11 protein-coding genes are annotated in these 13,642 nt (G+C 54.2%); 5 read left to right on the forward strand and 6 right to left on the reverse strand.

Annotation, left to right across the window (positions count from 1 at the left end; translation table 11 throughout):
- Positions 1-60: 60 nt before the first annotated feature.
- Genes D7Z26_RS16485 through D7Z26_RS16510 form a run of 6 tightly spaced genes read right to left on the reverse strand, consistent with a single transcriptional unit; the run spans position 61 to position 6,304 of the window.
- The gene (locus D7Z26_RS16485; RefSeq protein ID WP_120978090.1) at positions 61-1,410 is read right to left on the reverse strand and encodes a GTP cyclohydrolase IIa; all 1,350 of its coding nucleotides are present in this window, start codon (positions 1,408-1,410) and stop codon (positions 61-63) included.
- Positions 1,411-1,428: 18 nt separating this feature from the next.
- A complete protein-coding gene (locus D7Z26_RS16490; protein ID WP_120978091.1) occupies positions 1,429-2,622 on the reverse strand; it encodes a M20 metallopeptidase family protein in 1,194 nt (397 codons plus the stop codon).
- A complete protein-coding gene (gene sdaAA, locus D7Z26_RS16495) occupies positions 2,615-3,508 on the reverse strand; it encodes an L-serine ammonia-lyase, iron-sulfur-dependent, subunit alpha (RefSeq protein WP_120978092.1) in 894 nt (297 codons plus the stop codon). The genes D7Z26_RS16490 and sdaAA overlap by 8 nt, the downstream gene beginning before the upstream one ends.
- A complete protein-coding gene (sdaAB, locus tag D7Z26_RS16500; protein WP_120978093.1) occupies positions 3,505-4,185 on the reverse strand; it encodes an L-serine ammonia-lyase, iron-sulfur-dependent subunit beta in 681 nt (226 codons plus the stop codon). The genes sdaAA and sdaAB overlap by 4 nt, the downstream gene beginning before the upstream one ends.
- Before the next feature lie 29 nt (positions 4,186-4,214).
- Positions 4,215-5,288 (reverse strand): dihydrodipicolinate synthase family protein, encoded by a 1,074-nt coding sequence (locus tag D7Z26_RS16505; protein ID WP_120978094.1) that lies wholly within the window; start codon positions 5,286-5,288, stop codon positions 4,215-4,217.
- Entirely contained in the window at positions 5,288-6,304 is a 1,017-nt protein-coding gene (locus tag D7Z26_RS16510; RefSeq protein ID WP_120978095.1) for an NAD-dependent epimerase/dehydratase family protein, read from the reverse strand. Before D7Z26_RS16510 ends, D7Z26_RS16505 begins: the two co-directional genes overlap by 1 nt.
- Before the next feature lie 235 nt (positions 6,305-6,539).
- Between D7Z26_RS16510 and D7Z26_RS16515 the strand changes: the two genes are divergently transcribed.
- The 5 genes from D7Z26_RS16515 (at position 6,540) to D7Z26_RS16535 (ending at position 13,627) form a co-directional block, all read left to right on the forward strand.
- Complete coding sequence (locus D7Z26_RS16515) at positions 6,540-7,928, forward strand: extracellular solute-binding protein (RefSeq protein ID WP_120978096.1); 1,389 nt, start codon at positions 6,540-6,542, stop codon at positions 7,926-7,928.
- Between the two features lie 291 nt (positions 7,929-8,219).
- Positions 8,220-9,698: an extracellular solute-binding protein gene (locus tag D7Z26_RS16520; RefSeq protein ID WP_158602347.1), complete on the forward strand. Its 1,479-nt coding sequence runs from the start codon at positions 8,220-8,222 to the stop codon at positions 9,696-9,698.
- Positions 9,699-9,777: 79 nt separating this feature from the next.
- On the forward strand, positions 9,778-10,722 hold the full coding sequence (locus D7Z26_RS16525; RefSeq protein ID WP_120978440.1) for a carbohydrate ABC transporter permease: 945 nt from the start codon (positions 9,778-9,780) through the stop codon (positions 10,720-10,722).
- Positions 10,723-10,734: 12 nt separating this feature from the next.
- A complete protein-coding gene (locus D7Z26_RS16530; protein ID WP_120978098.1) occupies positions 10,735-11,571 on the forward strand; it encodes a carbohydrate ABC transporter permease in 837 nt (278 codons plus the stop codon).
- Between the two features lie 22 nt (positions 11,572-11,593).
- A complete protein-coding gene (locus D7Z26_RS16535; protein ID WP_120978099.1) occupies positions 11,594-13,627 on the forward strand; it encodes a hypothetical protein in 2,034 nt (677 codons plus the stop codon).
- Positions 13,628-13,642 lie beyond the last annotated feature (15 nt).

A 13,642-nucleotide genomic window follows, 5' to 3' on the forward strand; every position in this document is an offset into this window, starting at 1 on the left:
GTTAGCCCATCTTATGAATGAAAGCATAACTTTGCATCGTTGATAACGCGCGGGGTTATTTCACTCGTCGCGGAAATAGAGGCGATCGGCCAAAAAAGGAAAGCGATACTGTTGCTTGGGTCTACCTTTGCCGCCGCTTCGGTCTTCGCCGGATATTTCGATCAGTCCTTGTTCCAGCCATAAGGATAAGCAACGATGGACGCTACGGATGGTAACGCCGAGGATCGAGGCCAATTCGTTTGCAAAAAACTGTACCTGTCCTTTGTGGGCCGCATGCGCGATCAAACGCATTAAGTAAGCTGTCGACATACCGCCTCGCTCGAGCCGCTCCAGCATCGAAGGATCGAACAACGATAAATCGAATGGCTTGGGGCGCGTCATTTCCAAGGGGCCGATCACGCCGCCGTCTTCCCGGACGATATAGCAGAGGTTCCCTCCTGCCCCCCGCGCTTGCCGCAGCGCCAAGCGCGCATGAGAACCGGCTTCGCCGGCCGATTGTCCGAATCCGATGCCGATGCTCAAGGTCAACCCGAAGCGCTTCTGCACGTCGGCCGCCAGAGGCATTGTTTTGTAGCCTCCGGTTTCCCGTTCGAAGCTGCCTCGCGTCGTCACGAATAAATATTCATCGCCGCCGAAGTGAGTTAAGTGCCCGTTTAACGTCTCCACATAATCCAGCAGGAGCATCGAAATTTCGATTCGCCTCTTTTGAACTTCATGCTCCGAACCCAGACGCGAGATTTGATGGTTAAATTCGTCTACCCGTATGAATCCGAGCACGATTTGCGCCTCTTTGCTTCTTCTCGATTCCGTGGATAGTAAAGCGCGTTCCAGAGACACGATCACATCCTGATCGACGGGGAACAGCCAGGCGGCGGGCACCCCTTCCGATTGAAGCCTTTCCGACACGTCATGCACGGCCGTGATTGCCGCTTGGCTTTTCCCGCTGCGGTATTGCGCCAGATGGAATCGGAATAACGAATCGGGCTCCGAGGGCATCGTCTCGTCGGGCGCGATGAAGCGAATGATCGGCTCGCCCAGATCCCGCAGCGGATGTTCAGTCGATTCAAGGGATAGCGTATCGATAGAAATCGATTGAAGTTCCATTTTTAACCGCAATTGCAGAAGGGACCGGTATAAGCCGGCCCCGGTCAAGGGAACGTAATGAGCCGGAATCGTAAAGGGTACGGATTCCCGCGCGATCCGGTAGGGGATCAGACCGGTAAAGAAAAGCACTTCGACTTCGGGCATCAGTTGCTTTACCCGCGTCGAGATCTCGGACAAATGTTCGTAGCCGCACCATTGCGGAGCAAACGTCGGGAAACGTTTCATGAGCGACTTTATCTTGGGTAGGTAAGGAACCGGGGCGACGACACCGATCCTTATGGTCGTCGTTTCGATGGAACGCACCATGTGATCATCTCCATGCTTTCAGTATAACGAGGACAACCGATCCATGGCAATCGAAGCGAGCACCGAAGCGCCGAGCGGGATGCACGATTCATCGATCTCGAATTTCGGGTGATGCAGGCCGTATGCCGCTGCCGATCGTTCCTTCGGTCCGGACCCGAGCCAAATAAAGCTGCCCGGAATCCGCTCCAGATAGACGGAGAAATCTTCCCCCGCCAGCGTAGGAGCAGCTTCGACGAGGTTATCCGACCCGATTAACGATGCGATCGACTGATTCGCCGCCTGCAGGCATTGTTCGTCGTTCATGAGAACGGGGACCTGCGCGATGTAGGCGACGTTAGCCGTACAACGGTAGCCTTCGGCAATAAGCCGTACGAGACGTTCGATTTTGTCGGCTATCGTTCTCTGTACTTCAGGGGAGAAGGTTCGTACCGTGCCCGTCAATCGGACCCGTTGCGGAATGACGTTGTTCATTTCCCCGCCTTGAAAGCTTCCGATCGTCACGACGGCGGGTTCGAATGGGGAAATTTCCCGGCTGACCGCCGTTTGCAAGCCAAGCACGACGGCCGAAGCCGCGACGATGGGGTCGATCGCTTGATCGGGGATGGCGCCATGGCCGCCTTTGCCTTCAATGACGATCTCTAGCCGGTCTACGGAGCCCATCATCGGGCCGAACCGGGTCGCAAGCTTCCCTGCCGATAGCGTCGGGAGATTGTGCAACCCGTAAATCTCCTTCACGCCATGAAGCACGCCTTCCTCGACCATCGCCTTCGCGCCCGCGTTGATTTCTTCCGCGGATTGGAAAAGCAGCCGAACGGTTCCCCGAAGCTGCTCTCTTCGATTGCATAACAACTCCGCCGCGCCCAGCAAGATGGCCGTGTGCGCGTCATGCCCGCAGGCATGCATCCGTCCGGGGACACGCGATTTGAAGATCAGATCGGTCTCTTCTTCGATCGAAAGGGCGTCCATGTCGGCACGCAGCGCGATGACCGGTCCGGATGTTTCCCCGTGCAGATCGGCCACGACGCCGTATCCGCCGACGTTCGTACGAACGGATAAACCGAGCGATTGCAAATATGAAGCGACGATCGACGAGGTGCGCTGCTCTTCGAAGCTCAACTCGGGATAACAATGCAGATCGCGGCGTAATTCGATCAATCGGTCCGCAAGATGAAGTCCATCCGATAATAGCGAATTGCTGCTTACGTTAACCACCCCCACGCCCCCTATTTTGCTTCAGTTCTTTCATGATCGCTTTTCCTGTCGGCGTTCGAGCGAGTCCGCCTTGCGCGGTTTCGCGATAGATCTCCGGCATTTGGGCGCCGACTTCGCGCAGCACGCCGATTACCTCGTCCGAAGGAATGACGCTTCGTACGCCGGCAAGCGCCATATCAGCTGCTGCCAATGCGGTAACCGCCCCGAATCCGTTGCGGACGATGCATGGGATTTCCACCAAGCCGCCGACCGGATCGCAGATTAATCCGAGCGAGTTTTTAAGCGCAAGCCCGACCGCGTGGACCGCCTGCATGGGCGTCCCCCCGCGCAGCTCCACCATCGCCCCCGCCGCCATGGCGATCGCGGAGCCGACTTCGGCTTGACAACCGCCTTCCGCTCCGCTGATGAAGGAATGATTCGCGATGACATACCCGATTGCGCCCGCGCAGAATAGAGCGGAGACCATGCGGCGATCCTCCCAGCCAAAGCGTTCCTGGCTGCTGACGAATACGCCCGGAATAATGCCGCAAGAACCGGCGGTCGGCGTGGCGACGACGCGCCCCATAGAGGCGTTGATTTCGGAAACGGCAAGCGCGTAAGCCATCGCCCGATCCGCCGGCTCCCCGGCGCAAGCTTCCGATTCCGAAAGGCGCTTCATGACCCGTTGCGCATCCAAGCCCGTAAATCCGCTACGAGAGTTCGTATCTTCCGTTAACCCTTTGCGGATCGCCTCTTTCATGACCTGGTAATATTCAGCCATCTTCGCGAACACTTCATCCGGCGGCATCTCGGATTCCTCGGCCTGGTCTTCCAACATTAGAATTCCGATCGTTTTCTTCTCGGCTTCGGCCAGAGCCGCTAATTCGGCAAGCGTGTGGAATCTCATTTCGAAACCTCCGCCAGCAGGTCTATTTTTGTAACGACGTGAACGTTCGTAATCCGAGAGACTTCTTCAATGACGGCTCCCGGCAGGGGATGATCGGTCTCGATGACCGACATCGCATCTCCCATGCGGCTTTTGCGTTCGACCTGCATCGAAACGATGTTGCTCCCCGCTTGCGACAGCGTCTGCGTAATTTGTGCCAACAGGCCGCGTCGGTCTTGATGGGTAATCAAAAGCGCGGGGTAAGCCCCGGTGAATTTCACTTGAAAGCCGTCCACCTGCACGATCTCGATGTTTCCGCCGCCGATGGAGCAACCGACGATTTCGATTTGGCGGGATGCCGATGTCAACCGCACGACTGCCGTGTTCGGATGAGGGGCGGCTCCTTTGCCTTTCGTAAAAGCGTACGCCAAACCGGCTTGGGCGGCGATCGCAAATGATTCCCTAATCCGAAGGTCATCGGTATCGAAGCCTAATAGGCCGCCCAGCAGCGCCAGATTCGTGCCGTGACCTTCATAAGTCTCGGCGAAAGAGCCGTAAAAAACGATTTCCGCCAAACGAGGATCGTCGGCCAATGCTTGGCGCGCAACGCGCCCGATGCGGACGGCGCCAGCTGTGTGGGAACTGGACGGGCCGATCATGATCGGCCCCATAATCGAAAATACGTCTTTAAACCTCATGCGCATTCCCCTTTCAGGAATACCATGCTTTACTCGGATAGCCATGTCTCCAGGCTTGCCCTTACGAAAGCATCGTCGTTCAAATGAGGATAAGCTTCGTAAACGCGGTCGATTTCTTCCGATTGGCCTTCGGAAAGCTGCTCGTTCGGATTTAGACACCAAGTGCCCTCCAGGAGCCCTTGTCTTCTCAGCACTTCATGAATGCCGGGAATACACCCGTGAAACTGATGGCTAGGGTCGAAGAACGCCGCGTTCGAATCCGTCACCTCGATATTGCGGGTAAGCCAGGAAGCCTCGATGCGCGCGCCGTTGCGAATCTGTTTAATCTGATCCAGCAGCTCGACGGCCTTCTGTGTCCAAACCGCCCAATGACCGAGCAAACCGCCGACGATCCGTTTTTCCACGATCCGATCTCCGACCGGGAACCGGTACACGGTGAGCAGATCGTTGACGATGTTGTCGTCGTTGCCGGTATACACCGCGATGTCGTCCGCACGGGAGGAGTTGCATACCGCACGTAACACATCGATCGTTTGGTAACGATTAAACGGAGCGATCTTGATCGCTACGACGCCCGGGATTTCGGCGAAAGCGCGCCAGAATGCATAGCTGAACGCGCGTCCGCCTACGGAAGGCTGCAGATAAAACCCGATGACGGGGACGCGGCTCGCGATTGCGCGAACGCGTTCCAAATGCCTATCTTCCGACCAATCGGACAAACCGCCCATGCTGAGAAGCACGGCATCGTAACCGAGCCCCGCGGCCAATTCGGTCTCGGCAATCGCTTGCTCCGTCGGTCCGCATACGCCCGCGATCTTCAAAAAAGGCCGGGTCAAGCGAGCTCGGTCGACTTCTTCGGCTGCCAAGCGCAATACGGGCTCGTACAGCCCGATATCGGGTTCCCGGATTTCGAATTGCGTCGAATGTACGCCGACGGCGATGCCGCCGCTTCCGGAAGCCACGTAGTAACGCGTTAACGCGCGTTGTCTTCTTTCGTCCAGACGGCGGTCGGCATTCAGTGCCAAAGGGTGGGCGGGAATGACCAGCCCTTCATGTAACGCTTTTTTCTGTTCGGGCGTCAAGGCGCGGGGCAGGATAGACATTAATATTTGCCCTCCCGCTCTTGGAAGTGGGTCGGCTTATTCCAGTAAGGGCCGTCTTGCTCGACCCACGCGGCGATCCAATCGATCATCTGCACGAGCGAAACGCGCGGGTATCCGAAGAGCTGCATGACTTTCCCGGAATGGCTCAGCAAAGCGTTGTCCGATTCTTCGCCGACAAATTGGGGGGTTACGCCGAAGCGTTCGCCGAACATTGTCGCAGCCCAGCGCGTGGAGACCGTCTCCGGGCCCGTCACGTTCAAGACCGTAGGCGGCGTGTCGCATACGCTTAGCGCGCGAAGCGCGATCTCATTGGCATCTCCTTGCCAGATGCAGTTGAAATGTCCCATCTCCACATTAACCGGTTTGCCGGCACGCACCGATTTGGCGATCTCGAGCAATACGCCGTAACGCATATCGATCGCATAATTCAACCGGTAGATCGCCATCGGGATATCGTATTTGTGCGAGAAATGTTCGAATACGCGTTCGCGGCCCAAGCAAGATTGGCCGTATTCGCCTACCGGTCCAACCGGCGAAGTTTCCATCGCTCCGCCTTGCTTCACGGGGGTGAAGGGATACACGTTTCCGGTCGAGAAGGCGACGATGCGCGATTCCTTGTACTTCTCGGCGACTCTACCCGGTAGATAAGCGTTCATGGCCCAAGTAAAATGTTCGTTTCCCAACGTGCCGAACTTGTTGCCCGCCATGTACAGCACGTTCTTGACGTCGGGCAGGCGCTGTAATTCCGCTTCGTTCAACAAATCCACGGAGAGAGTTTCCACGCCGTCCGCTTCGAGCTCGCGTTTCAATTCGACGTCGGAGAAACGCGATGCGCCGATAACCTTTTTGTCGACGCCCGCCGCTTTGATCGCGTTAATCGCAAGCCGGGCCAAGCTTGGCCCCATCTTGCCGCCGATGCCAAGCAGCATAATATCGCCGTCCAACCGGGCGATTTCCTGAATCAGCGCATCGGATGGCTGCGCTAGCTGTTGTTCCAATTGCTTGATCGTATTCATTGCTTGATAACCCCTTCCGGCTAAATTGGTTTCAGCATAACAAGCCGTCTTTTTTAAGACAAGTCTTTAAGTCGTCTTTAATTGAATGAAGAATCGATCTTTAAGCGATATAATAAGGCAGTTATACAGCAGATAGCTTTACTTTAGGGGGGGATTCGTTTAAATTTAAGGGGAAAGGTTGAAGCAGTGCGGGTTAAATATAATTCCGACGTAATTTGGGGAGGCAGCGGCAGTGATGGAATTCGGTCATAAGCCAGGTCGTAATAAATTCCGTTCTCGGTTGAAGCATATGATCGAGCAATTGCGGGAGCGGATATTGATCGGCGCGTATAAGCCCGGCGAATTTCTCCCGTCGGAGTCCGAACTCGTCAAGCAATACGGGCTCAGCAACAAGTCCGTCAGGAAAGGGCTTGACGAATTGGTGGCCGAAGGGCTGATCGTGAAAGTGAACAGGGTCGGAAGCAAAGTGACGGACAAAGGCCATGAATCCACGGTCGTTACGCTAGGCGTCAGTTTATCGATTGAAAAGGACATCCTATTAACGAAGCTGCTGGATGATTTCAGAGCGCTTCATCCGAATCTTAAAGTAAAGACCGTCACGATCTCGATGTCGCATGACACGGGACAGATCGAAAGTTATCTGGAAAATGGCTTAATCGATGTATTCACGTTGAACAGCCTTCATTTTCAGGAACTGGCGGAGAACGGCGCGCTGGAGATGCTGGAGCCGCTGGAAGAGGATCGGGAGATCTATCCGTTCTTGAACGAAGTGTTCCGCCATCAGGCGATGCATTACGCCAAGCCCATCGTGTTCTCTCCGATCGTGCTGGCGTATAACCGGGCTCACTTCCGTGAAGCGAACGTACCCGAACCGGATGGAAGTTGGACGTGGGAAGACGCGTTGAAGCACGCGGAAACTTTATCCCGCGCGGACGGGCGGCTAGGTCTCTATTTCATCATGGTATCGGCGTTGCGTTGGCCCGTATTTATCATGCAGAGCGGAGAGGATTTCGGGCTGGATGAAAGCGGCAGGTTCGACCTGAAGGGCAGCAAGATACTGGAAAGCATTCGATTATGCAAACGAATCATCAAGGAGCAGGATAATTACCTCGGTTTTCTGGTTGAAGAAAGCCAAGACGTGATGGATCAGTTCCGTGGGGGAAAAGTATCGATGATGCTGGCCAGTTACATGGCATTGAACGAGCTTAAAGAAACGGACCTCGATTTCGACATTTCGCCGGCGCCTTTTATCCAAGACCCCTGCACGATGCTGCATACGATCGGGGCCGCCATGCGCAAAACGGACAAAGAAAACGTGGCGGCCCGGTTGTTGGTCGATCATCTGTCCTCTCCCAGGGCGCAGGGTATGATCCGTAAATGGTCAAACAGCATTCCCGCAATCAAATCTCTGAACGAATCGAGATTGGAACAACCGGATCCGATTAACCGTCCGCTGCGTTATACGCTCTATCGCGAAATATTGGCTACGTACCGTTCGCGAAGCCGGTTGAATATCTCGGCCGAAGCCTTCCGGGTCATGGGGAGGCTGCTGAAGAAATATTGGTCGGATCTGATCAGCGAGGAAGAACTTTGCGACAAAATAAACGAACTGCTTGCCGATTAAAGGAGGGGCAACCCTCCTTTTCTGCTTTACAAAAATGGTGTACGAGATAAAAAATATTAAAACTGCTGTATATAAGGTGAAATAATGTTTGACATTCACTTCAATCGTTCGTAGAATGAACCTGAAAGTAAACTTGATGTACAGCAGATTAAACAGCAGTTTAGAGGACTCGTTTCAACGGGAGATCTTAGCGGGGGGTGAACGGTACACCGCTTACGGCAAAAAGGCATGTATTCCGAAGGCTTGGTAAATGCAACGAGTACTACAACTAACATGACGTGGAGGATCTATATGAAATCGTATTTGAAAGCGGCTTCAGCTTCGTTGGCATTAATGTTCGTTGTTTCTTCCCTTGCGGCTTGCGGTAGCGCCAATTCATCCAACGATCAGACGGCGGCTAATTCGCCGAGCGCCGCCGGTTCGACAAGCAGCGCTTCGGCACCGGCGGAAGCTCAGGTTTATCCGGAGAACGGACTGCCGACAGATCAAAAAGTAACGCTCAAGGTCGGTTTTTTCGAAGGGGGCATGGGTCGCGAGTGGTTCGACGTCGCGGTGGAGTCGTTTAAAGCGAAATTCCCTAACGTATCTTTCGATGTCACCTCTTCCCCTACGATCTCGCAAGTCACGCAAACGAAAATCGGCGCGAACGACGATAAAGGCATGTTTAATCTATTCTCGGGCAGCATTCCGGGCGGGATCGCGCCTTATGTGGAATCCGGAAAGCTGGAATCGGAAGAGGATCTGTGGAATCATAAGGCCTACGATGGCAACGGCAAAACGCTGAAGGAGCTCTCCTTCAACGGCAGCTTCGAGTCCTCTCCTCGGACTGCGGGAAATACGTACGCCTTCCCGATCTCGGGAAGCGGCTCCGGTCTGATGTATAACAAAGCGTTGTTCGAGAAAAATGGTTGGGATGAGAACCCGAAAACCTGGAGCGATTTCTTGAAGCTTTCCGCGGAAATCAAAGCGGCCGGCATTACGCCAATCACGTTCCCGGGGGTCTATGCGGACTATATTACGAACGCGTTCGGCGTTCCGAAAATATACGAGTTGGCGGAAGCGAACAACACCTTAGATCAGGTGCAAACGGACTATCACCAATTCAATACGCCTTACTTCCTTGCGCCGGAAAATATCGAACGCTGGAACCGCATCTATGAGATGGGCAAAAAAGGCTATTTCCCGGCGGGGCTTGCGGCGATGAATCATACGCAATCTCAAATGCAAGTCGTTCAAGGCAAAGCGGCGATGGTATCGACGGGGACTTGGGTCGAGAACGAAATGAAGCAATCGACGCCGGAAGATTTCAAATGGGGTTATATGACGGTGCCGTTCGGAGATCAGCCGGATAGCACGAAGTGGACGACCTTTACGCCGGGATCCGGCTTCTTGATCTGGGCCGCTAAACCGGATTTGGAGAAGGCATGGTCCAAAGAATTTATCGCATGGCTGTGGAATTTGGATAACCAGCAGCAGATCGCCGAGAAGGGCGGGATGATTCCCCTTCGTTCGGACTTCGCCGACGATCCTGCACGTTTGGCCAAACTGCAAAGCCTGCCTAGCGCCTTCTTGGATTACGCGAAAAACAACAAAGTGAAAATGGACTCGGGAGCCGCCGACGTTCAATTGACGGACCCTGCTTTCGAGCAAGCGAACAAAGTCATATCCGAGGCCATTACGCAAATCGCGACCGGTAAGCAAGATCCGCTTCCTATACTAAAGGAAGCAGAGGAGTATCTTAAGAAAGCGATCGCGGCGCAAAAAAAATAGCTCGATCCACGAAAAAAGGGGGGGGCGACCCCTCCCTTTTTCCATAGCGGCCTCAAGAAAGGAGCACGGACCGTTGAATATGCTTCGAACGGATGCGGAACATGCAAGTCAGAAGAAACGAAGCAAATTGCTGCAGAATGCTAGCTTCCAGAAGTTGCTTTTTCTTTTCGTCGCCTTGGTGCCGACGTTCGGCGGTTACTTGGTGTTCGGACTGTATCCTAATTTGTTGTCCGTCTATTACTCGTTGTTGGATTGGAATGGCATATCCAAAGCGAAGTTCATCGGCTTGGAAAATTACGGCCGCCTGTTTATGGACCATTATGTGTGGCGGGCGCTTGGCCACAATTTATTCTATATGGCAACCGTACCCCTGATCACCATTTTCATTTCCTTGGTGCTTGCTTATTTGCTAACGAACAAAGGGTATGCGGGAACGGCGATATTCAAGGTGCTGTTCTTCTTCCCGAACGTGCTGTCCACGGTGGTCGTTTCCCTGCTCTGGGCATTCATCTATGACGGGAGCTTCGGCTTGCTGAACGCGTTTCTGAAGCTGATCGGAATCGACATGAACGGGTTCTATTGGTTGGGAGATACCCGGACGGCATTGGCCGCGCTCGTGCCCCCGCTTGTCTGGGCAGGCGTCGGTTTTTATATCGTCATTTTCATGAATGCCATGTCGACGATTCCGAAATCGTTGTACGAGTGCGCGGTTCTGGAAGGAGCCAGCCATATGACCCGACTGTTCCGCATTACGATTCCGTTGATTTCGCCGCTTATTCGGGTGAGCACCGTATTCCTTGTGCTCGGGACGCTGAAGAGCCTCGATCTGGTTCTCATTCTAACGCGAGGGGGGCCGGCCGGTTCCACCGACGTCATCGGATTGTACATGTTCAACATGGCATTCGGAGAACAGGTACAGAACTACGGCTACGCTTCCGCCATCGGTATGTTTTTGTTCCTCATTCTCGTCGGGGCGAAGCTGGTAGTAGATAAGTTAATACCGGATCGCGGTTATGAATATTGAAGGCGGTGGACCATGAAAGAGCGGCGTAGTGTGATCGACCTGGTCTGGTGGGTAGTGCTCATCGCTTGGTCGTTAACCATTTTGTTTCCGATAGTTTGGGATTTGTACGAATCGTTGAAAACGAACGTATCGTTCTTTCAGGACGTATGGACGTTCCCGAAACAGATACAATGGGGCAACTACCGGAAGGCATGGGTAGGTTACCACCTTCTGGATGCAATGGTGAATACGTTGTATTATGTCGGCGCAAGCTTGTTGATCGGCACCTTCCTTACCGCACTAAACGCTTATGCGCTCACCCGCATGAACTTTAAAGGCCGGAAGCTGATCTGGGGCATGATTATGCTGTCTTTGTTCCTGCCGGGTATTAATGCGCTCATTCCGCAATATATCCTGATGCGAGATCTGCATATGACCAATAGTTTGACAGGGCTTATCGTTTTGGATGTGTTGGGGGAGAACGTCTTTTTCCTCATGCTGCTCAGCGGGTTCATGCGTTCGCTTCCGCGGGAGCTGGAAGAGAGCGGAACGATCGACGGCGCATCGCTCTTTACCATATTCTTTCGCATCATTTTACCGCTCTCCATGCCCGGTCTCGTTACGGTCGCCATTTTCAAATTTATCGGTCTGTATAACACGTTCTTGCAGCCTTTCATCTATTTGAGCGATTCGAGCAAATATACGGTTGGCGTAAATATCTATCATGCCAATATGTTGATGCAGTATACGAACGACTGGGTGACGATGTTCGCCGGCGTTGCCATCACCATGGTTCCTTCGGTGCTGATTTTTATGTTTTTCCAAAGGTGGATCATGGAAGGCGCGACTTTGGGCTCCGTCAAAGGATAAGCATTCAGGAGGCATGCATAGGATGAGCAATAATTCGGCCGAACGCCGCATCGGAGCAAGGGGACAAGCGTTTAGAGAAAGATCCCTCAAGTTCATGGAGGCGGCAGCCCGTGCCGCCCGCAACTGGTATGGACGCGACGGGGAATGGATCGCTGACTATGTGCCTGCCCATACGAGAGAAAGGTACTGGGTAGCGGGCGCGTTGTATGCGGTGGGGGAAGCCGAATGGGCCGACGCCATCGTACTGAAAGGCGAGACGGAACGTTACGGCGAAATTCAGTTTAATATTTTCAATACCAATATCGCTTCCAGCCTGTTGGTTGCGCATCGCGACAAGATGTCGACGATCGTGCGGCAAAAGCTGGAGGAACTCGTCCGAGACGGATTCTCTTTCAAGCCGGGCAATCGGCAGCCGGACTTCCAGTTCCATGGCTATAACGACAACATGCCTGCCAAAGCGACCGCCGGCTTGATACTGGGCGGAGAATTGCTGGGTAACCGCGATGCGGTGGAATACGGGATTTGGAATCTGAAGCAACTCAGGGCGATGCTGGTTCGCAACGGGATTAACAGCGAATTTAACTCGCCTACGTATTCCGGATTAACGATCCGCGCGATCGGGGAGATTGCCGCGTATGCCCGGGATGAGGAAGCCCGCACGCTTGCGCTTGGGATCGAAGAACGGCTGTGGATCGATTTGGCGGCCCGTTTCCATCCGGAAATGGGCGTTCTATCAGGACCGTATTCGCGCGCCTATACTGTGGATAACGCAGCCCATGCCAGTTGCATTTCAAGTTTGCTGTGGTTCTGTATAGGCGATCGGGTCAATCCGTCTCCGATGCTATTGTTCGATTTGCCCGAAAACCTAGTCCTTCACCATATGGGCGACGTTCCGTTTAACGTTTCCCAGTTTTGTTGGTTTGCAAGCGGGTATTACCATGTCCCGGACGTCGCATACCGGATGTTCGAAGGCAAGTCTTATCCGTTCAAAGCGGTGGCGACTTGCGAATTGGGCGCCGGCGCCGGCACCGATTTTTTAGCGCGTGCCAGCCGCATCGAAACCGTGCTGTTCCCGGACTATGCGCTCGGGACCTCCAGCGCGCCGTTCGGAAGCATGGAGCAAAATAACAGCTACTTCGTTACCTATAAACGGAAGGATCATGTCGGCTCCTTCCGGGATATCGGGACGATCTTCACCAAGCTTACCGTGAATGACGATATCCCCGGCTCGGTCGTCCAAGCGAAGGATAAGGACCAGGTTTATCCGAACGCGGGGGAGGCCGATATCCTTCCTTCCTGCGCCAACACGTTCACGATACAGTCTGGATCTACGGCCATGGTACTCACGCATCCGCATCCGTCTTTTGATGAGGTAGCGGCGAGGAAACCGTTGACGGCATTGAACGAACAAATCATCCTTTCTGCGCATGGCGGGGATGTGGAAGAGATTATCGTCGGGGGGATCTCGCGGAAGGAATGGTCCGGGAAGGTTGAACGCGGCCAATGGATCGTCTGCCGCACAGGCCGATTACTCGCGGCTTTCCGTCCGATGGCATACACGCAAAGCGAACAGCCGGTCTCGATCACGCTGGAGTCCAACGGGAACTATCAATTCATTCGTGTCGGTTTGTACGAAGGAGAGCCGCGATGCTTTTCCCGGGATGAGCTGCGCTTAATGTTCGGCGGTTTCGTTGCCGAGCACGCAAGCGTGACGGAATATGCCTCTCTGGCCGCGTTCGCGGAGGAGCTCGAAGCCGCCCGATTCACGGACTATTATTGGACGACGCGCAGGGCACGGTACAGACGGCCAGCGGGGCGTGCGAGAGAAAACCTGGATATCGAGATCTCCTGGAGTCCCGGTTCCATGTCTCCTCGTTACGCGACGATCAATGGACGCCGGATCGAACAGCCCGTAGCGGAAATCGACGGCGTGCCAAACGGGGAATTGCCCTTTATGGAACAATCTTTTGCGGCCATTCCTCCCTTTTTCCCTTGGAAGGACCTCACGGTCGCCTGGGGCGATATGCCGTCTGCGATCGGAGACCGTGAAGCGTGATCGAATTACCGGAGG

The organism is Cohnella endophytica (genome assembly GCF_003628305.1).
Lineage (GTDB): Bacteria > Bacillota > Bacilli > Paenibacillales > Paenibacillaceae > Cohnella > Cohnella endophytica.

What these genes read in the sequence shown, in the direction of transcription:
- D7Z26_RS16485 (WP_120978090.1), bottom strand. Translation starts at nt 1,410, where the DNA reads ATGGTGCGTTCCATCGAAACGACGACCATAAGGATCGGTGTCGTCGCC.
- sdaAA (WP_120978092.1), bottom strand. Translation starts at nt 3,508, where the DNA reads ATGAGATTCCACACGCTTGCCGAATTAGCGGCTCTGGCCGAAGCCGAG.
- sdaAB (WP_120978093.1), bottom strand. Translation starts at nt 4,185, where the DNA reads ATGAGGTTTAAAGACGTATTTTCGATTATGGGGCCGATCATGATCGGC.
- D7Z26_RS16505 (WP_120978094.1), bottom strand. Translation starts at nt 5,288, where the DNA reads ATGTCTATCCTGCCCCGCGCCTTGACGCCCGAACAGAAAAAAGCGTTA.
- D7Z26_RS16510 (WP_120978095.1), bottom strand. Translation starts at nt 6,304, where the DNA reads ATGAATACGATCAAGCAATTGGAACAACAGCTAGCGCAGCCATCCGAT.
- D7Z26_RS16515 (WP_120978096.1), top strand. Translation starts at nt 6,540, where the DNA reads ATGGAATTCGGTCATAAGCCAGGTCGTAATAAATTCCGTTCTCGGTTG.
- D7Z26_RS16520 (WP_158602347.1), top strand. Translation starts at nt 8,220, where the DNA reads ATGAAATCGTATTTGAAAGCGGCTTCAGCTTCGTTGGCATTAATGTTC.
- D7Z26_RS16525 (WP_120978440.1), top strand. Translation starts at nt 9,778, where the DNA reads ATGCTTCGAACGGATGCGGAACATGCAAGTCAGAAGAAACGAAGCAAA.
- D7Z26_RS16530 (WP_120978098.1), top strand. Translation starts at nt 10,735, where the DNA reads ATGAAAGAGCGGCGTAGTGTGATCGACCTGGTCTGGTGGGTAGTGCTC.
- D7Z26_RS16535 (WP_120978099.1), top strand. Translation starts at nt 11,594, where the DNA reads ATGAGCAATAATTCGGCCGAACGCCGCATCGGAGCAAGGGGACAAGCG.